Here is a 19132-nt window from a genome sequence, read left to right as displayed (position 1 = left end):
TACTATATTTGATATTCCTATATTTTCAAATTTGAATCCATGTTAAAAAAAATAACCTTACTTTTTTTATTCCTATTAAATTGTGTTCTGAGCGCACAATCAACTGTTCCGCTAATTCCGAAACCCAACTTCCTTCTTTTAGAAAAAGCTCCTTCATTTTCTCTAACTAATCAAACAGTTTTAGTTGCTCCAAAAGGAAATTTGGAAATTCAATATCTCAAAGAAATTATTCAAGGTCAATTGGGCTTTGAGTTAGCTATAAATTCGGTTGCACCAAAATCAAAAAACAGCATTGAATTGACTTTGAATCCAAACTTAAAAACAAATACTGAGGAATATAAAATCGTTGTGAATTCAAAAAAAATTCAAATTGAAGCAGCGAATTCAGAGGGCCTTTTTTATGGAATTCAAACCTTAAATCAATTATTAGATTATTATTCCGATAAACAAATTCCAGCTCTAAAAATTATTGATAAGCCGAAATTCAAGTGGCGTGGGATGCATTTGGATGTTGCCCGTCATTTTTTCTCAAAATCGGATATTAAGAAATATATTGATTATTTGGCTTTGTATAAAATGAATGTTTTTCATTGGCATTTAACCGATGACCAAGGGTGGCGTATTGAAATTAAAAAATTCCCAAAACTAACATCCGTTGGGGCGTATAGAAAAGAATCAATGGTGGGGCATTACAACGAACAACGCTTTGATGGAAAGCCTTATGGCGGTATTTACACACAAGAAGACGTAAAAGAAATTGTGGCTTACGCAAAGCAAAAACACATTACTGTAGTTCCCGAAATTGAAATGCCAGGGCATGCCACAGCAGCATTAGCAGCTTATCCCGAGTATTCTTGCACGGGTGGTCCATTTGAAGTGGCTACAAAATGGGGTGTTTTAGATGATGTATTTTGTCCAAATGAAAACACATTGCATTTTTTAAAAGAAGTGTTAGACGAAGTTTTACCTTTATTTCCATCGGATTACATTCACATTGGAGGCGATGAATGTCCTAAAACCAGATGGCAAAACTGCTCAAAATGCCAAGCTTTAATTAAAAGAGAAGGCTTAAAAGACGAACACGAATTGCAAAGTTATTTTATATCTCAAATTGAAAAACACATCAACTCGAAGGGAAAGAAAATCATCGGTTGGGATGAAATCCTAGAAGGTGGCTTAGCACCTAATGCAGCAGTTATGAGTTGGCGCGGAACTGAAGGCGGAATTGCCGCAGCCAAAGCCAAACATTATGTGGTTATGAGTCCGGGGTCACATTGTTATTTTGATCATTATCAAGGCGAACAAAAAACCGAACCATTGGCAATTGGCGGTTACACTCCGTTAGAAACCGTTTATGATTTTAATCCGATACCTGTTGAATTAAATACTGAAGAAAGCGATTACATTCTTGGTGCCCAAGGAAATGTTTGGACCGAATATATGGAAGATTTTGCCAAAGTAGAATACATGGCAATACCAAGAATGGCTGCATTAGCAGAAGTGCTTTGGGGAAAAGATGCCTCTTCAAATTATACTGATTTTAAAGGGCGCTTGTTGCACCATTTTTCACTTTTGGATAAAATGAAAGTGAATTACAGCAAGGCTTTATTTGAAGTAAAAGCAAAAATATCGGCTACAGAAAATCACTTACTTCAAGTGGAATTAATCGCTGCAAATGCAACATCTTCAATTTATTACACTTTAGATGGAACGCAACCAACTAATAATTCTTTACTATATACAAAACCCATAACCATTCAAAAAAACACTTTATTGAAGGCGGCAAGTTTCGAAGCAGGAGTTCAAAAGAGCGCGGTATTGGAACAAAAATTTGAAATGCATTTAGCTACTGGAGCAACAGTAACTTTAGATGAAGCACCAAGTAATTCCTATAAAGCAAATGGCGTCTTTAGTTTAGTTGACGGAATGTATGGCGATCGTGGGAAATTTGGTAGAGATTGGCTTGGTTTTTCGGGTAAAGATGTAAAAGCAACAATCGATTTGGGTTCGGTGAAAACCGTTCACACCATTACCATTGATGTCTTATCAAGTCCTGCAAGCTGGATTTATTATCCCAAACAAATAACGGTAGCTTATTCTGAAAACGGAATTGATTATACTTCAGAAAAGATAGTTTCTACAGATGAAATTGAAGCTTCAAGAGGTATTGTAAAAGTAGCACTACCAGCTACTTCCGTTCGTTATATAAAAGTAAATGCCTTCAATCAAGGTAAAATAGAAAATGGAAATCCGGGTGCTGGTGAACCGGCTTGGTTATTTATTGATGAAATAAAAGTAGACTAATGAAAACAAGAAGAGATTTTATAAAAACAGCGGCTATTGCTGGAGCGGGATTGGCATTTACTGGAGTAAAAGCAGAAACAAAAAATACCATTCCAACCAAAATAAACAAACCTATTGTGTTGTCTACCTGGAATTTCGGGATTGAGGCCAATGCCGCAGCGTGGGAGGTTTTGAAACAAAAAGGGCGCGCTTTAGATGCCGTCGAAGCCGGAGTAAAAATCCCGGAAGGTGACCCTACAGAACGAAGTGTAGGTTATGGTGGCCGTCCCGATCGAGACGGGCGGGTGACATTGGATGCTTGTATAATGGATGAGTTTTCAAATATAGGTTCAGTAGCTTGCTTGGAATTTATTAAACACCCTATTTCGGTGGCACGTGCAGTTATGGAAAAAACACCGCATGTGATGTTGGTTGGAGATGGTGCTTTGGAATTTGCTTTGGCACAAGGATTTAAAAAAGAGAATTTGTTGGTTGAAGATTCTGAAAAGGAATGGAAAGAATGGCTTAAAAAATCAGAATATTCGCCTAAAGCCAACATAGAAAATCACGATACCATTGGAATGATTGCTATGGATGCCAACGGAAATTTATCTGGGGCGTGTACCACTAGTGGAATGGCTTTTAAAATGCACGGTCGTGTGGGTGATTCCCCAATTATTGGTGCGGGTTTGTATGTCGATAATGAAATTGGAGCAGCCACTGCTACCGGACATGGAGAAGAAGTAATTCGGATTGCAGGCGCGCATTTGGTAGTCGAATTGATGCGTCAAGGAAAAACTCCACAGCAAGCCTGCGAAGAAGCGGTGCAAAGAATTATAAAATTAACCAAATCGCGAAACAAAAATCTAGCTGACATTCAAGTTGGATTTATTGCCTTGAATAAAGCTGGAGAATACGGTTCGTATTGCATTCAAGGCGGTTTTAATTATGCCGTTTACGATGCCACAGGAAATAAATTAATTGATGCACCCTTTTATTTGAAGTAATTATGAAATTAGAAGTCGCTTGTTTTAATTTAGAATCGGTAGCCGTTACTGCGCAAAGCAAAGCAGATCGTGTGGAGTTTTGCGACGAATTAAACGAAGGAGGTACTACGCCCAGCAAAGAAGCTACAATAAAAGCTAGAGCAGTATTCTCAAAGGAATTACTGATTATGATTCGTCCTCGAGGTGGTGATTTCAATTATTCGGAAACAGAATTTGAAGCCATGAAACATTCTATATTAGAATTAAAAAATACCGGAATTAACGGATTTGTTTTCGGAATCCTAACTCAAGATAAAACTATTGACGTTACAAGAAACTCCGAACTTGTTGCTTTGGCTAGTCCGCTGCCGTGCAGTTTTCATCGGGCCATTGATCATACAAACGATTATTTTCAAGCCATAAAAACGTGTATTGAAATTGGTTTCAAAACTATTTTAACCTCTGGTAATGCATCAAAAATTGACTCAGGATCTGCAGCCGTTCAAGAAGCAGTACTACGATTTGGAAATCAAATTCAGATTATGCCGGGTGGAGGATTACGTTCTTCCAATGCATTAAAAATTAAAGAAATAACTAAAGCTACCTATTTTCATACTTCAGGTATAACTGATGCAACAGAAATTGCAAATCTTGCAGAAATTAATGCACTTAAAGCTGTAATTGCCGATGCGTAAAAAGTGGTTTATTTTCATAATTCTATTACTCCATTCGATCTTGGGTTGGACCCAAAGTTGGGATCGATCGCTTTCAAAAGAAAATTGGAAGTTTCAAAAATTTTCGGATAACCAATGGAGCAAAGCCAAAGTTCCTGGAACGGCACATACCGATTTACTTTTGAATAAATACATTCCCGATCCTTTTTATGGCAGCAATGAAAAACAATTGCAATGGATTGAAGAACAATATTGGGTGTACCAAACCCAATTTGTTGTTTCCAAAAAAGAAATGCAAACCCAAAACAAAGAATTGATTTTTTACGGATTGGATACCGATGCCGAAGTGTATCTGAATGATTCATTGATTTTGGAAGCCAATAATATGTTTCGGACTTGGCGCCTACCGGTTCAGAAATTGCTGCGTCAAGGGAAAAATACCTTACGGGTTGAATTTGAATCGGCGTCCTTAAAAGCTAAAAAAGCGGCCGCCTTATCCCCTTTTGTATTGCCTGGAGACGAGAAAGTATATGTTCGAAAAGCACCGTACCAATTTGGTTGGGATTGGGGACCCCGATTTGTAACCGCTGGAATTTGGAAAGACGTATCGCTCCGTTTTTGGAATAGCGCCCAACTGGAATCGGTTTCTTATTCTCAAGAGGAATTAAACGATAAAGTGGCGAATTTGAAAATTAAAGCCACAATTAAATGTGAAAAGCCAGGCGTTTATTCGATTCAAATAAACAATAAAAGACAAACCGTTACGCTTAAAAAGGGAATTCAAACTGTTGTAATTCCGTATCAAATTTCGAATCCTAAAAAATGGTGGCCCAACGGATTGGGGGAACCAAATTTGTATAATTTCTCAGTTCAGATTCGAAAGAAAGAAAATTTATTGGATGAAAAGAAATTACAAATTGGATTGCGAACTATCAAATTGGTGCAGGAAAAGAATGCTGCTGGCAAGAGTTTTTATTTTAAAGTCAATGGAAGAAAGGTTTTTATGAAGGGAGCCAATTATATTCCACCCGAATCGTTCCTAACCAAAATGACTTACAAAAAGTACAAAAACCTCATTGAAACGGCAGTAAAATCCAACATGAATATGCTGCGCGTTTGGGGAGGTGGCGTTTATGAAAACGATGCTTTTTATTCGTTATGCGATCAAAAAGGTATTTTGGTTTGGCAAGATTTCATGTTTGCTTGCGCTTTATTTCCTGGTGATGAAGATTTTATTTCCAATGTAAAAAACGAAGTCAAAGATCAAGTTGTTCGCTTGCAAAATCATCCGTGTATTGCGCTGTGGTGCGGCAACAACGAAGTGGACGAAGGTTGGAAAAACTGGGGTTGGCAGAAACAATACAACTATTCCAAACAAGATTCCACAACCATTTGGAACAACTACCAACGGCTTTTTGAAAAAGAAATTCCTGCGGTTTTGGATTCTTTGGTATCCAAAGAAAATAATCGCTATTGGCCTTCTTCCCCTTCTATTGGCTGGGGAAAAAAGGAAAGTCTCACACAAGGGGATTCGCATTATTGGGGTGTTTGGTGGGGAATGGAGCCTTTGGAAACCTACACCAAAAAGGTAGGCCGATTTATGAGTGAATACGGTTTTCAAGGGATGCCCGATTTGAAAACTTTTGCAGCATTTGCCCAACCTAGCGAGAGAAACCTCACTTCGGATGCGGTGAAAGCGCATCAAAAACACCCCACGGGATACGAAACGATTCAAACCTATATGGAGCGCGATTACAAAGTTCCAACGGTATTTGAGGATTATGTTTATGTATCGCAATTACTGCAAGCCAGAGGCTTTAAAATAGCTATTGAGGCGCACCGATCGGCGATGCCGTATTGCATGGGAAGTTTGTATTGGCAACTCAACGATTGTTGGCCGGTGACTTCGTGGAGCAGCTTGGATTATTTTGGGCGTTGGAAAGCAGCGCAATACCAAATCAAACGCTCTTTTGAACCTAAATTAATTGTGATTAAAGGTAATGAAGATACTAAGGGTTTAAACGCAATACAAGTGCAAATCATAAATGAAAAACTGACTAACGAAAAAGGAACGCTCCAAGTGCGCCTGATAGATTTTAACGGATCTGAATTATGGAAAACCACCAAGAAAATCGAATTGCAATCTAATGCAGTAACTAACGCATTAGAATTATCAAAAGCGGAAATCCCAGACACCAAACTTTGGAATAACTGTGTGCTGCACGCGGTATTCACCAATACAAAAGGAGAGCGAACCACAGCAAACTATTATTTTGTTGCTCCAAAAGCATTGCAATTAACCAAAACCAACATAACCTACCGATTTATCAATAATAATCACTTAGAACTTTCTGCTACTGCTTTGGCCAAAGATGTTTTTATTCAATGCGAAGGAATGGAATTGGAAGATAATTTCGTGGATTTGCTACCCAATGAAAAACGAATAATAAAATTCAAAGGCAAAAAGGGCAATTTGAAAATAAAGTGTTTGAATGATTTGTGGTGAAAAAAGGTTTAGTTACTAATTTACAAAAGAATTACAATTGACTTTATTCTCAGTAAACAATAGAAAATGAATCAATTAGTTTATGCCAAAAAAAATAAATAGTTTTTTGTTTAAAATCTATTTGGAAAACTAAAAAAGGTTACTATATTTGCAACCGCAACGACAAAACTGGAGAAATGGCAGAGTGGTCGAATGCGGCAGTCTTGAAAACTGTTGACTGTAACAGGTCCGGGGGTTCGAATCCCTCTTTCTCCGCGAAAAGCATGTTTCAAAAGAAACATAAAATTTCAAAAACCCTTTAAACATCAATGTTTTCAGGGTTTTTTTAGTTTTTAGCGATATGTCAAAATAAACATATTATATAAAAACGTTGTTACCCTTTTAGTTACCCTCCTATTATAAAAAAGTAATAGGGTAACTAAAAATAAAAAAATCACCCATATATCACCTTAGGTTCTTAGGTAATACTTTGATTAGTTCAGAATTTGCAACATTAATTTAAAACTTATAAATTATGTTAAAGACAAATTTTTACATCAAAGCTGACAAAGCAAAACTAAATGGTGAATGTCCTATTTACGCAAAAGTAAATTATAACAGAAAAACCATAACTTTAAGTACTGGAAGATATATAAATCCAGACAGATGGAAGTTTACAGATAACTTAAGAAAACCTGTAAAAATTCAGAACGAAAAGGTTATTAAGGAGTATTTAGAAATTTTTAGAATCAAAATCGAAAAAATCTACTACGATATTCAGAAGAAAGAATTAGATCTTACAATTGAAGAATTTAAGGCTATAATACTAGGAAAGTCACCAGTTAATAAAATTCCACATATTGTAGAACTTATTGATATTCATAATGAACACTTTTCTAAATTAGTAGCCATTAACGAACGTTCTAAAGCTTCGCTCCAAAAGTATGAACGAATAAAGGAATTAATCATTCAATTTAATAAAAAATACTACAACTGTACAGATTTACCAATAAGTAAAATAAACGGTTCTTATGTTTTTAACTTTGAAAATTTCCTCAAGTTTGAAAGCAACCATAATGGTGTAATTGGTATAAAAAACAACACCATTGTCAAGTATTTCAATAATCTGAAAACAATTTTAAATTATGGTATTAAAATGGACATCGTTGATAAAAATCCATTTAATAAATATGATGGAAAAATAAGTGTTTCAGATGCAACCTTTTTAACAGTTGAGGAACTTCAACGAATAGAACAAAAAACCTTCACAATAGAAAGACTTGACAAAGTTAAAGACATCTTTCTTTTTAGTTGCTATACAGGTTATGCACCGGTAGATGCATGTAAATTAACTTCAGAAAACGTAATTGTTGACGCTGATAACACCTCATGGATTATTACAACAAGACAAAAAACAGGTACTCGGTCAAACGTACCAGTACTACCCCCTGTTTTGAGAATAATCGAAAAATATAAGTCGAAGGAAAACACTCTTATACCTTCAATATCTAATCAAAAAATGAATGCTTATTTAAAAGAAATCGCTGATTTGGTTGGCATAACGAAAAACCTAACTTGGTATGTTGCACGTCATACATTTGCAACAACAGTTACGCTTGGAAATGGGGTGCGATTAGAAAACGTATCCTCAATGCTTGGGCATACAGTTATAAAACAGACACAGCATTATGCAAAAGTACTCGATGTGAACGTAATGAAAGATATGAAAAAATTGAAAGATATGTTTTAGCAGGTATAGTTTATAGTGTAAAAAACACCAATTCATCTTATTTTCATATATTTGATAATTAAACAGTTAACATAATATTGTAATAATTATTATTTAAAATATTTCTTATTTTTTAAATTAATTATCACATAAAGAATAAGAGATATTTTAAATAATAATTAATAAAAATGGAAACAAAAACCGACTTAGTCAATAACTTAAACAAAATTCTTAATCCAAAGATTGAATACTGCCCGGTTAACAAAAAGTATATACTTGATGGAATATGGGATACCGATGTTAATATTCACAATTTAGATGAAAAAACATACAACTACGAAAAGTATCTTCTTGACAATTTAATCAGTTTTAATTCGCCAAAAGAAATAATTAAAGAAATATATGAGATTGTATGGGAAAAAGTTGAATGGTACCAAAATCATGGAATTAATGAATTTGCATTTTATGATGTAATTAAAGGTAAAATATTTGAATTATCACCTGAATCAGGCTATCCTAAGCCAATAAAGGAAGATTTATACACTAATGAATACATAAGTAGTATAAATTTTAATGGATTGGATATTGACTATTCGGAATTATTAATTGTAATTCATAGATACTTGAAGGAAACTAATAATTATGCTGAAGAAAAAGATTTGGAAAAAGTAAAATTGATTTACGCATTACAGATACATTTTGAAAGCATTAATATTTTATATGAATCGCTATATAAAATAGAGATACATTTTGAAGAGATAGATTTAATTGCATTAAACTCTTCTAAGTCATATTATGATTTAAAATCGAATCCATTTAAATGTAATGTCGATTTTAACAAATTAGAAACAGCTGTATTCTTCAGATTTTTAATGGATACAGGAATTCTATTTATGGATTCTAAAAAAAATAAAGTATTACTTCAGAGGTTTTTCGAAAGTAATTTTAATTTCACTTCTGATGATGGCTATAGTTATCCAATTACTAGATTGAACAATGATTTTTCAAAAATAAATGTAGATAATAACATAGATGTTCAATTATACTCTTTAGGAAATTTAATTTCAAAATTAGAATCTTACAAGAAAAAAATTGAAATTAAATATGTGAAAAAAAAATCACCCTGATATCACCTAAAATAAGTTCATCGTTTTACTTAATAGTCTGAAATTGCGCAGTATTATCAAACTAATAATTAAATATTATGAACTTAACAGAATTAAAGATTCCTTCAGTTCAAAGCATACAAATGCTGCTGGAGCCGATTTATGAAAGACTGACAAATATTGAGAACAGTCTAAAAAACCAACCCCTAAAAAGCACTCCTAAAAAGTATTACAGGAATGCGGACTTGAAAAGCCTGTTTGGACTTTCAAGCAACACCATAATTAAATACAGAGAAACAGGCACATTACCTTACACTAGATTAGGTGATGTGTATCTGTATGAAGTAAATGTGGTGGAACAGATACTTAAAAGAAATAACGTTTGTTTAAATTGCTAGTTATGAGAGAAGTATTAAAAAGAAAAGATCCATATACAGGCGAACTGTTTTTTCCAAAAAGAGCCAACCAAAAGTTTGCCAGACCAGAGAACAGAATAAAATTCAATAACGATGCTGCAAATGAATTGCGAAGGGAACGAGAACACATCAACAAACCCATTCACATTGCACATGTAAAACTTAGAAAATTAATGGATGGTAGAAATGAAGCAGAGTTTTCAATTGATTTTTTAAGAGGATATGGCTTAGATTTTAATGTATTTAATCATTATGTTCTATATAATGGAATTAAACGACGTGCAATATTTGAGTTTATTATTATTATTTACAGATATAATAAAAGAATAAAAGTTATTAGGCATGATAAATTATAGATATATCAAAGCTGAACCAAGCAATTTTATTAATGAAGAGGTCTAAGCTAAAAACCACTCTTTAAAACGGAAAACAAGAATTTGAAAACCTTACTTTTTATTATAGGAATATGCGTTCTAGGAATTAGTATATATCTTGTGAATGAAGAGTTGAATAAAGAAACTCGCATCATTTAAGTTGCACTAATGAACGTAATTAGGCGTTTGAGAATATTGGATTGCAGGATACAAAAAAGAGCTGCTATTTTTCTTAGCAGCTCTTTTATTTTGGTTTCAATTGGTCTATGGAATGGAAGCTTGATAAGTTAAATGGAAAAACCCTGCGTAACAAAGCAAACGTTTGTAGAATGAACTTTTGATTGTAATTAAATATTGTGTGTTTTTTTCATTCTTGTATGCCAAGCATCAACTTTTCTTGTTAACACCCTCCCAATTAAGCTAGTTTCTCTGGATAACTTTTGAAACTCACTTACCTTTTGAGTTGGGTTGCCTGGAAACGATTTTACCATTGCATGAATGCATTTATTTCTAGATAATCTAAATTCATCTATTTCATTGAATAATGTTTCATCCTCAAAATGTACTCTTGATAGTTTTGACAAATTGTTCAATGAAACATTTTGAGAATGAAAATTCTCATTAGAAACAACTAATATTTCTTTTCTAATGACAAAACTTAGCAATCTATCAGTAATTATGCTCTCTTGTATTGTAATTGCTTCAAGATAAAACTTCCCTTCAATAGCTTTTTTCATTTGGGAATAAGCATACCTATAACTATAAAATTTATAATAATTTTTCACATGCTAATCTTTAATACAACGTACCGAGTTACCGACAGTCTTATAGTAGATAGCAGGGCTTGCTTTACCATTGTGAGAACTCAGGAAGCGGCACCAAGCGTGTGTGGTCTGGTACTCTGAAAAGCTCCACCAGTAGCAGTAGCTGCCAATATTGTTGAAAAAAGCATTGGATTGGCGATAACCTGCAGGAAGACCTGAAAATCCCGATTCATTGGTTGCAGCTGCATTAGGGCTTGCCCATAATCCTGATCCAGCTTGAATGGTTCCAGTAGATTTCATTTTCCCTCCAGCTAACAATTCTCCTCCTAAATAGTTTATTAATGTGGTCCATTCTACATCTGTGGGAATATGCCATCCTTGTGGTGCTAAAATTTTATTTGGTGTATTTGGGTCATTATCGTGTATTCCAGCCACAGCATACCAATTGTATAATTTACCGTATGTTGTTCCATTTGCAGATTCATTGTTATAATGGCACCAAGCCCCTGTTGTAAGGTTTGTCCATTGGGTTGGGTCAGCTACTTGTGGTATGGGCGTGCCATCTCTATAGGTTGTTACATCCAAATTAGAAGAACTCCAAATTTGTGTGCCAATAGTTACGTTGGGGAATATTGTTAATGTAAGCTCATTTGAATAAGTAGGTGAATTACCTCCAGCATTAAATGAATAAATTCTATAAGTATAGGTTGAAATTGGGTTTAAACCAGTATCACTAAATGTGGTTACATCTGAAGCAGTAGTACCTACAATTGTATATGTCCCTGTACCTGTTTTACGTTCAATCTTAAATCCAGTTTCATTTGTAGAGTTATCTGTCCAAGTAAGATTGATTTGCGTTGAATTTGCGATAATACCAGTTAAATTTGATGGTGCAACAGGCACAACAGTGGTTGTACTGTTTCCATTACCATCAGAATTAGTAGAGCAAGAATAAGCGAGAGTTATTCCTAATACGAGAGCGATTAATTTTTTCATAATTTATTTTGTTTGAGAGACTATTATATTTATTTTCTGCTTAATCTTTTATAAACTTAGCTGCATTAACAGTTGATATTTTAAGATAATAAATTCCTTTATCTAATTGTTCAACATTGATAGTGCATTCAACCTCATTTAGTTTACCATTTAAAACAACTCTTCCTAAACTATCAATTATTGTGAATGTTTGATTTATTAGATTCTCATTTGTTTTTATGTTTAGGATATTTATTACAGGGTTTGGGTACAAGTTTATTCTATTTGTTTCAAGTGTAGTATTAGAAAGTAAATTATTATTAAGGCAACGAACTGATAAACCATTTTTTTTGCCTGCAGAAGCTATATATAGACTACCATAGTTATGATGCAGGTAGTATTCTGAAGCACCAAGAGGGTTATTAGTATTCTCTGTAGAACACCACCATTCACCACGCTCACCAATGCTGTAGTAATAATCTCCAACGAGGTTGCGTCCAGCTCCTGGAATACCTGTAAAACCAGACTCATTATTTGCGCCCAAATTAGGACTAGTCCAATGCGTTAAGCCAGATTCTTTCAATTTGCCACCAGCTAAACTTCCGCCACCTAAATAATTACTTAATTCAAGCAATTCTATATTGGTAGGAACGTGCCATCCTGTAGGTGCAAGTTGTTTTCTAAGTGAAGGATTAGCTGCTGAAGCAGCATCGTAAATACCTGCTACTGCATACCAATTGTATATTTTACCATAGACAATACCATTAGCCGGATCATTATTGTAGTAGCACCAAGCACCTGTTGTTACATTTGCCCACTGTCCAGAGGATGTTACTTGAGGTATTGGTGTACCATCAGAATATTTAGAAACATTTAAATTCTCTTTCATCCATTCTTGAGTTCCAATAATAACGCTGTTGTAATTGTTTCCATCAATATCCGTAACACCATTCCCTGGTGTTTGACTATATGAATGGAAAACTAAACATAAAAAGAACCATATTAACTTATTCATATCGAATTAAAAATTAATTATTTAACAAATGTAATATTTTTCACATTATTTGCACAATGAAATATTATACTACACAATAATTTTTACAGAAAGTAGCTCCAAATTTATTAATTAAAGAGAGTTAAAATTTATTGTATTAATATTCTAAAGACCCTTTATGAAAATTTGCAAAGTTAATATGCTTCAAAGTTTCAATGAAGTGTAAATCACTTACATTAAATAATAGTCGAAATACATTTTTATCATTTCTAATATAAAGTTTTTGATAAACATTATGGTTTGCTGGAATTTCAAAAACGTGAATTTTATTGGAATGGTTATTATTCAATAGTAAATATAAATTAGAACTTTTTCTAATACAATTTGGCTCAATTGACCAAATTCCATTAGCATTAATATTAGACCAATTTGTATTTAACTTATTTAATCTCAAATCAAATTTCTTGTTAATTTGATAAATTGCATTTTCTTTTGTCATTATTACTTATTTAAATTATTAACTGTTTAAAAATATTAAAACTAACTTCAAACTACATTTATGCCATATCAATTTATACCCAAAAATGTCTTTATTTTATCTAAAGTTGAAGGAAATAATGCTTTTCTAATTACTTTATAAAAAACAGGATCAATCATTGACAAATTCATATTTACTGCTTTTGTGTAATGGGGATGCGTCATTGTGAACAATAAGTAAATCGACTTTTTTTCGTTTAAGTCTTTTCCCGATAAAATCTTTTCTGTGATTGAGTCTAAATTGTCGTCTTTTGTTGCTTGTACCATTTTTTTTATTTAAAGTTAATTTTTTTTTCTTGTACTTATTTGAACATCCATTAATAAATTTATTTAATAAATCAAATACCTGCCCATGCATTTATTTTAACTTTTGTACTATCGGTTTTTGTAAATAACTTATTATTAAAATTAGACACAAAGCCACTTGGGTTAACACCTTCTGAAGAGTAGCCTTTATTATGCAAGGCTACATTTAATAGAGATAGATAGTAGTGCCCAACACAACACCAGTCTCTTTTATTAAAATAACGGACAGCTTTTTTTAACTCCATTAATGGAAAATCAATCGCATTTGCTTTTATATATTTTTCATTGGCAGTAAGTACATCCTCTAAATGCTTAATTATTAATTCTTCTTTATACAAATAACTGTATGGAATAATTGTTATATTTTTTGGGAACATGGTTCCGGTTTCACCTATACTTCCATCATTGCCGACTGCATTATAACATATTTTGCCATATTCGATAAGCTCTAAATCATCAATAATACCATCTAAACCAATTATCTGATTTTGTTTATGATAAAAATCCGTACTACTGTAAAAATATATTAAGTGGTTTCGCATATTTATTTAAATGATTTCTGTTACAAATGGCACAACAAGTTCTGGAATATTTTTTGAACTTGTATAACAACGATATTTCTTCCAACAATTTAAATTCCCATAATGCAAGATTGTTTCATCATAAACCTCGTCATGATTGTATTGAAAAGTTCTACCATTTTTGAATATAACTGTAATTTTGAATCCTTGACCATACCAATTTTGAGATATTTTAAAACAAGTAGATTCTTTATTAACCAAAATACTATTAGTTTTTAATGAAGTTGGAGTTACTTTTTTTGGGGCTTTTGTTATTGCAATAATATTATCTGTTTTCTTAGTTTTGTAACCATGATTATTTTTTATTGAATATTCGATTTTTATATCTTTTGGTTCTTCAATTGGTATGTTAAAATTTTGTCCCTCAACAAATGCTTTGAAATAGATTTTATTTTTATCGGTGTAGAAATGATTATAAAGCCACCATATTACATAAACAATACATTCTTTATTTTCTCCATAATCAATAGGCATTTCATATTTTCTTGGAGAGAAAAAAGGAAAATGATTTAAAGGACTTAACAAGCGGAGGCTTCTTCTTTTTAAATCGTTTTTATGAGCTATTGGCTCTCCAAGAGGAGAACACTGAAAAATATGACAGTGCTTCCATCCGTTAGCTGAAAATTCTTGATGCTTTCTTCCTTTGGTTTGCCAAATATTCCCTTGTTTCTCTTCTTCTTTTATTGCAAAAGCAATTGGAAATCCTTGGTTTTCAATTAAAGCTGAAAAATCTAATTCGAACTGATTAAAGGTTTCCATAAAAACCCATAGTGCAGGTTCATTATCTGAAACGGTAAAAGAATAGTTTTCAAAAAAATAATTACTTCCCCTATTACTATAATTTTTAAATTTTCTCAACACGAAAAAAGGCGATTCACTTTCAAGATAATTAACTAAATTAATATGATTCTTAATTGTTATATCTTGATTTGGAAGCAATTCAGAGATTTCTAAATCTAAAAATTCTTTTAGGGTGGTACATCTTTTATTTTTTGGACTTGGATATTTACTCATAAGAAGTTAATTAGACGGTTATCTGAAATTTTTCATAAAAAAATAAATCATAACAAACAAAAATGTTTTAATGTTAACTGTGTAGTTTGAAAAAATATTTATTAATCAACTTTAGATAATGAGCTGTTTTTTCTTTTACATACCTTTTTCAATTACACAAGTTTTATAGCTTTTTTCATCATATTTATCATTAGACTTCAAATCTTTAAAGCTTATAGTTTTAATATCTTTAATATATTTTACTGCATCAATAAATTTTTCATCATCCAATAAAAAAGTAGTACTATTTTCAAAATCAGACCAATAAATATTTGGTAAATCTACGATTCTGAAAGGCTCAATATTATCACCAATCCATGTGAAAATTAAATGTTCAGATGATAGTTCTTCTTGCATTTTCCAATTAAGATCACCCTCCATATCCTCAGAATCCTCATTTGGAATTACTAATAAACGATAAGCAACAAAATAATCATTTTCATCCTCCTCATTTAGATAAAAATTACTTGCTTCTAATATGATATTCACTATTATATCATCTAAATAATCCTCTTCCATACTTTAATTTATTTAACTATTATTCAAATATATATTATTTTTTTTGTAAAACTATTGATACAAAATTGATATTTATTAATTTATTCTCCCTTAGGATTTATTTGTCGTTTATAAATGACTTGACCTGGCTGGTCACTAACAATGTCTGCTACCATTGTATTTGCATCGATAATTATATATTTTGAAATTGCCTTAAAACCATTTGGTTCAAAAACAGTTTCTATGTACAAACAATTCTTTTTAATCTTGTATTGCAGGACTTTTAAATCATCTCCTGAATAAGATGAAGTTTCAGTAATTGTTAATTTATTTCTACCTGCTTTTTCAATTAGAATATCCGTTGCTTCTCCATTAGAAGTCCACTGACCTTCTAAATATTTTATTGACATTTTTTGTGCAGTTCCGCTTAAAAAAACTAAACCTAATAGTAATACAAATACTTTTTTCATGATTCTATACATTTAAATTAATACTACTTTTATTTCTATAAATTACTCTTCAAATCCTTTATACTGTAATTAGGGTTACCAACTAATGCAATATCATATTCCTTAAATGGAAGGATTTTTTTAACTGTTTTTCTTCCGTTCACATAACTTGTAACAGTTGAAATTCCTGAGCTAATATGCCCTGAAACATAAATTTGTTTTTTGGTATCAAATGTAAATGGTTTGTTATATTCTGAATTTACAATCCCGTATCCAGTTGTAGCCTTATAACAATCAGCAATGATATTGCCTTTGAAAAATTCTGATAAAAACAAATCAACACCTCCACCAAAATTATCAGCATAATAGCAACTTGCACCGACACTAAAAAAAGGCTGAGCATAATCGGTTACTCTTTGAACTGCCTCTTTAATTCCTATATCTTTTAGATCGGAAGCTGAGGAACCTGCTCCCCCACAAACGGATTTAAATAAAACCAAGGCATTTTTTTTCAGTTGAAACTCTTCTAGAATCTGCTTGGTATAAATAAATTCATTAAGACATAAACCCCCTGTGGCACCATTCAATCCTAATGTACTCCCATGACCTGCATATACAAAAAAACTTGCCGTTTTTGACGCAGCTTTTATAGCTTCCCAATCTGTATTTTTATCATAGAACTTGGTTACCTTAACTCCATTTTTAATAAAAATATTTGCAAGGGTATCCATTTGACTCATAGCAGATTTTGTACTTTCTTCTGTGTTTCCAACCACAAGTACTGCTTCAAGTGGCGCATTTAAATTATCTTTAGCAGAGTAATTAAACTCTGCCAAAGAATCAGTTTTTGAAATTGATTTAAAACCAAATAATGCAAAAACTATTAATATAATTGAAACGGTTTTTATTTGATTTTTCATAATAACTTATTTTATTTTAGTGTAGTAAATTGTGCTAGATTCGTCACCTACTGAAATATCACATTTCAGTTTGTTCTTATTAATGAAAGAAAAAACAATTAATTTCATATCAATATCATTAGATTTAGACCCTGGGGCTATAAATATATTACAACTAGTACTTGATACAATTAAATCAATTGGCTGTCCAGTAGTAGCAGATACTTCTTGTGTTTTTAAATCTCCGTTTGTATCTTTCCAAAAAAACAAATGTGTAGATTTATTATCATCGATCCAATACCCAATTAAATCATCTTTATTTAAGGTACTTTGACCAAATACGGTGCTTGTATATCCTAACAAGCAAAATAATACTAAAATTACTTTTCTCATGGCTCTATAGTTTAGGTGAATAATACGATCTAATGAAATAACACATTGGCTACATCCTCATAGGTTTTTAATTTTTCTTTATGAATGTGCATTTGGACTTTTTGCTCTGCTGGTGTATTTGTTATTAAAGAAAAATCAACATTTTTAATATATGCAATTTTGTTGTCTTTTGTCAATCCCCATAATATATTATCACAACTCGGATTGTACTTTACTTTGTCGGAATATCTAAATAAGGCATTTGTATTTCTCTCAACCAACACTACATTAGCTAATTCAATTGGCTTACCGTTTTCATTAACATAAATTGGATTAAATTCACCTCCCGAAGGATAGCTTGTTGGATAATCACAGTTTACAAATCCAAAATTATTTATGGTTAAGGTTCGAATGATTTTTTCTTCACCACTTAAATCTTTAATTTGTCGTTTGTTATATTCTTTTACAATTCCAAAATACTTATCCCATTCAAATTTTATCTTATCGGTAATTTGCTTTCTTTTTGCAATCAACTTTGCATATTTCTTTTGGTATATTTTAAGTGCATTACTGTAATCTTTTCCTTCTTCGAAGGCCAAATAACAAAGGCATTTACTTTCTTTTTTAAAAGAACCAAACTTTACAATCGAAGTGACTTCAAAAATTCCATTTTTTAATGGTTTAACTTTCATTTCTTGAGCATCTGAAATTCTACAAGTAGCGATATCTATTGGCTCAAAATGAACATTTTTGTATTCTTCTATTTCAGGGAATTCTTTAGTATCATCAATTATGGTAAATGAATCTCGTGAAGCCACCTTAGGCATTGGCGGAATCTCAGGAAGCGACAAATTATCTCCAGCAACTGTAGTGGTTTGTATTGAATCTTTCCCTCTTTCAATCCAAGTTCCTTTAGCTTTATCTAAATCATATAAATTAAAATCTTTAGACTTTGTCCAACTGAATAAATCAACATTTATTTTACTTTCCGGATTCACAAATAATTCTTTTTTATTGGATTGAGCAGTTAACTCAACCATCCCTCCAGATTCTAGTACCTTTTCTTCACCATTATCATTGAAAGCCATCGGGATTCCAGCTAAATAAAAATCCAATGGGTTATAAAACTCTCTAAACGAAACCACCACTTTATCTTTAATTACATTGCCCTCGTTATCCAAAAAAGCATTTGCCGGTATATTTATTTTAGCTCCAAACTTAGAATAAACAACATTTGAAATACTAGGATTAATAGTAAATGTTTGATAGGGAATATCTAATCCAGGAATTGGAGGATTAGTCAATAACTTATTGTTATTTGAAATTACTGGTTTGGTTTTTTCTTTAGTTCTACTGCAAGAGCAATTGCGAAAACTTAATAGTGCAATTAGTAATACACTCGCGCCAATTAGGATTTTGGTTCTGTTTTTCATAAATAAAAAATTAGTTAATTAATATAAATAGTCCCTATTATCAAATAGGCTTCGTATTTACTTTGTAAGAAATCGAGATTTTCTTTTTTTAACGTAATTTTTTAATCATGATTAGGGTTTTAACAGTTTATTATATTAATTTAACGAACAAATTGTTAAAATATTGTTATTAAAATTATAATCTTTTTAAAAATATAAATAATCTATATAAAATTAAT

At 32.1% G+C, this 19132-nt stretch carries 19 protein-coding genes and 1 tRNA gene; 8 read left to right on the top strand and 12 right to left on the bottom strand.

Annotation, left to right across the window (positions count from 1 at the left end; all coding sequences use genetic code 11):
* Positions 1-39 precede the first annotated feature (39 nt).
* The 8 genes from ABWO08_RS08315 to ABWO08_RS08280 all read left to right on the top strand — a co-directional run bounded on the left by ABWO08_RS08315 (position 40) and on the right by ABWO08_RS08280 (position 10035).
* Entirely contained in the window at positions 40-2304 is a 2265-nt protein-coding gene (locus ABWO08_RS08315; protein ID WP_353085089.1) for a glycoside hydrolase family 20 protein, read from the top strand.
* Positions 2304-3290 carry an isoaspartyl peptidase/L-asparaginase family protein gene (locus tag ABWO08_RS08310; protein ID WP_353085087.1) on the top strand — a complete coding sequence of 329 codons (987 nt, stop codon included), beginning with the start codon at positions 2304-2306 and terminating at the stop codon, positions 3288-3290. Before ABWO08_RS08315 ends, ABWO08_RS08310 begins: the two co-directional genes overlap by 1 nt.
* 2 nt (positions 3291-3292) lie before the next feature.
* Entirely contained in the window at positions 3293-3964 is a 672-nt protein-coding gene (locus ABWO08_RS08305) for a copper homeostasis protein CutC (protein ID WP_353085086.1), read from the top strand.
* Between the two features lie 40 nt (positions 3965-4004).
* Positions 4005-6449, top strand: a complete 2445-nt coding sequence (locus ABWO08_RS08300) for a beta-mannosidase (RefSeq protein ID WP_353085085.1) — start codon at positions 4005-4007, stop codon at positions 6447-6449.
* Positions 6450-6619: 170 nt separating this feature from the next.
* Positions 6620-6704, top strand: a tRNA-Ser gene (locus ABWO08_RS08295).
* A gap of 259 nt (positions 6705-6963) precedes the next feature.
* Positions 6964-8178 (top strand): site-specific integrase, encoded by a 1215-nt coding sequence (locus ABWO08_RS08290; RefSeq protein ID WP_353085083.1) that lies wholly within the window; start codon positions 6964-6966, stop codon positions 8176-8178.
* Positions 8179-8345: 167 nt separating this feature from the next.
* Entirely contained in the window at positions 8346-9284 is a 939-nt protein-coding gene (locus ABWO08_RS08285) for a hypothetical protein (RefSeq protein WP_353085081.1), read from the top strand.
* Positions 9285-9663: 379 nt separating this feature from the next.
* The gene (locus tag ABWO08_RS08280) at positions 9664-10035 is read left to right on the top strand and encodes a hypothetical protein (RefSeq protein WP_353085080.1); all 372 of its coding nucleotides are present in this window, start codon (positions 9664-9666) and stop codon (positions 10033-10035) included.
* Positions 10036-10400: 365 nt separating this feature from the next.
* On the opposite strand, the gene ABWO08_RS08275 is transcribed toward ABWO08_RS08280, so the two are convergent.
* The 12 genes from ABWO08_RS08275 to ABWO08_RS08220 all read right to left on the bottom strand — a co-directional run bounded on the left by ABWO08_RS08275 (position 10401) and on the right by ABWO08_RS08220 (position 18914).
* Positions 10401-10790 carry a hypothetical protein gene (locus ABWO08_RS08275; protein ID WP_353085078.1) on the bottom strand — a complete coding sequence of 130 codons (390 nt, stop codon included), beginning with the start codon at positions 10788-10790 and terminating at the stop codon, positions 10401-10403.
* A 51-nt stretch (positions 10791-10841) separates the two neighbouring features.
* Positions 10842-11813, bottom strand: a complete 972-nt coding sequence (locus ABWO08_RS08270; protein WP_353085076.1) for an FISUMP domain-containing protein — start codon at positions 11811-11813, stop codon at positions 10842-10844.
* Positions 11814-11853: 40 nt separating this feature from the next.
* Positions 11854-12807: an FISUMP domain-containing protein gene (locus tag ABWO08_RS08265; RefSeq protein WP_353085074.1), complete on the bottom strand. Its 954-nt coding sequence runs from the start codon at positions 12805-12807 to the stop codon at positions 11854-11856.
* Positions 12808-12943: 136 nt separating this feature from the next.
* Entirely contained in the window at positions 12944-13285 is a 342-nt protein-coding gene (locus ABWO08_RS08260) for a hypothetical protein (protein ID WP_353085072.1), read from the bottom strand.
* A gap of 68 nt (positions 13286-13353) precedes the next feature.
* A complete protein-coding gene (locus ABWO08_RS08255) occupies positions 13354-13590 on the bottom strand; it encodes a hypothetical protein (protein WP_353085070.1) in 237 nt (78 codons plus the stop codon).
* Positions 13591-13661: 71 nt separating this feature from the next.
* A complete protein-coding gene (locus ABWO08_RS08250; RefSeq protein ID WP_353085068.1) occupies positions 13662-14171 on the bottom strand; it encodes a hypothetical protein in 510 nt (169 codons plus the stop codon).
* 6 nt (positions 14172-14177) lie between these two features.
* Entirely contained in the window at positions 14178-15224 is a 1047-nt protein-coding gene (locus tag ABWO08_RS08245) for a hypothetical protein (RefSeq protein WP_353085066.1), read from the bottom strand.
* A 135-nt stretch (positions 15225-15359) separates the two neighbouring features.
* Complete coding sequence (locus ABWO08_RS08240) at positions 15360-15752, bottom strand: hypothetical protein (protein ID WP_353085064.1); 393 nt, start codon at positions 15750-15752, stop codon at positions 15360-15362.
* A gap of 110 nt (positions 15753-15862) precedes the next feature.
* Positions 15863-16231 carry a hypothetical protein gene (locus ABWO08_RS08235; RefSeq protein WP_353085062.1) on the bottom strand — a complete coding sequence of 123 codons (369 nt, stop codon included), beginning with the start codon at positions 16229-16231 and terminating at the stop codon, positions 15863-15865.
* A 35-nt stretch (positions 16232-16266) separates the two neighbouring features.
* Complete coding sequence (locus ABWO08_RS08230; protein WP_353085061.1) at positions 16267-17130, bottom strand: hypothetical protein; 864 nt, start codon at positions 17128-17130, stop codon at positions 16267-16269.
* A gap of 6 nt (positions 17131-17136) precedes the next feature.
* Positions 17137-17502, bottom strand: a complete 366-nt coding sequence (locus ABWO08_RS08225) for a hypothetical protein (RefSeq protein WP_353085059.1) — start codon at positions 17500-17502, stop codon at positions 17137-17139.
* Between the two features lie 29 nt (positions 17503-17531).
* A complete protein-coding gene (locus ABWO08_RS08220; protein WP_353085058.1) occupies positions 17532-18914 on the bottom strand; it encodes a hypothetical protein in 1383 nt (460 codons plus the stop codon).
* Between the last annotated feature and the right edge of the window lie 218 nt (positions 18915-19132).

It is taken from the genome of Flavobacterium sp. (assembly GCF_040383245.1).
GTDB lineage: Bacteria > Bacteroidota > Bacteroidia > Flavobacteriales > Flavobacteriaceae > Flavobacterium.
This window is presented reverse-complemented; position numbering and strand designations above follow the sequence as displayed.

What these genes read in the sequence shown, in the direction of transcription:
- ABWO08_RS08315 (WP_353085089.1), top strand. Translation starts at nt 40, where the DNA reads ATGTTAAAAAAAATAACCTTACTTTTTTTATTCCTATTAAATTGTGTT.
- ABWO08_RS08310 (WP_353085087.1), top strand. Translation starts at nt 2,304, where the DNA reads ATGAAAACAAGAAGAGATTTTATAAAAACAGCGGCTATTGCTGGAGCG.
- ABWO08_RS08305 (WP_353085086.1), top strand. Translation starts at nt 3,293, where the DNA reads ATGAAATTAGAAGTCGCTTGTTTTAATTTAGAATCGGTAGCCGTTACT.
- ABWO08_RS08290 (WP_353085083.1), top strand. Translation starts at nt 6,964, where the DNA reads ATGTTAAAGACAAATTTTTACATCAAAGCTGACAAAGCAAAACTAAAT.
- ABWO08_RS08285 (WP_353085081.1), top strand. Translation starts at nt 8,346, where the DNA reads ATGGAAACAAAAACCGACTTAGTCAATAACTTAAACAAAATTCTTAAT.
- ABWO08_RS08280 (WP_353085080.1), top strand. Translation starts at nt 9,664, where the DNA reads ATGAGAGAAGTATTAAAAAGAAAAGATCCATATACAGGCGAACTGTTT.
- ABWO08_RS08275 (WP_353085078.1), bottom strand. Translation starts at nt 10,790, where the DNA reads ATGAAAAAAGCTATTGAAGGGAAGTTTTATCTTGAAGCAATTACAATA.
- ABWO08_RS08270 (WP_353085076.1), bottom strand. Translation starts at nt 11,813, where the DNA reads ATGAAAAAATTAATCGCTCTCGTATTAGGAATAACTCTCGCTTATTCT.
- ABWO08_RS08265 (WP_353085074.1), bottom strand. Translation starts at nt 12,807, where the DNA reads ATGAATAAGTTAATATGGTTCTTTTTATGTTTAGTTTTCCATTCATAT.
- ABWO08_RS08260 (WP_353085072.1), bottom strand. Translation starts at nt 13,285, where the DNA reads ATGACAAAAGAAAATGCAATTTATCAAATTAACAAGAAATTTGATTTG.
- ABWO08_RS08255 (WP_353085070.1), bottom strand. Translation starts at nt 13,590, where the DNA reads ATGGTACAAGCAACAAAAGACGACAATTTAGACTCAATCACAGAAAAG.
- ABWO08_RS08250 (WP_353085068.1), bottom strand. Translation starts at nt 14,171, where the DNA reads ATGCGAAACCACTTAATATATTTTTACAGTAGTACGGATTTTTATCAT.
- ABWO08_RS08245 (WP_353085066.1), bottom strand. Translation starts at nt 15,224, where the DNA reads ATGAGTAAATATCCAAGTCCAAAAAATAAAAGATGTACCACCCTAAAA.
- ABWO08_RS08235 (WP_353085062.1), bottom strand. Translation starts at nt 16,231, where the DNA reads ATGAAAAAAGTATTTGTATTACTATTAGGTTTAGTTTTTTTAAGCGGA.
- ABWO08_RS08230 (WP_353085061.1), bottom strand. Translation starts at nt 17,130, where the DNA reads ATGAAAAATCAAATAAAAACCGTTTCAATTATATTAATAGTTTTTGCA.
- ABWO08_RS08225 (WP_353085059.1), bottom strand. Translation starts at nt 17,502, where the DNA reads ATGAGAAAAGTAATTTTAGTATTATTTTGCTTGTTAGGATATACAAGC.
- ABWO08_RS08220 (WP_353085058.1), bottom strand. Translation starts at nt 18,914, where the DNA reads ATGAAAAACAGAACCAAAATCCTAATTGGCGCGAGTGTATTACTAATT.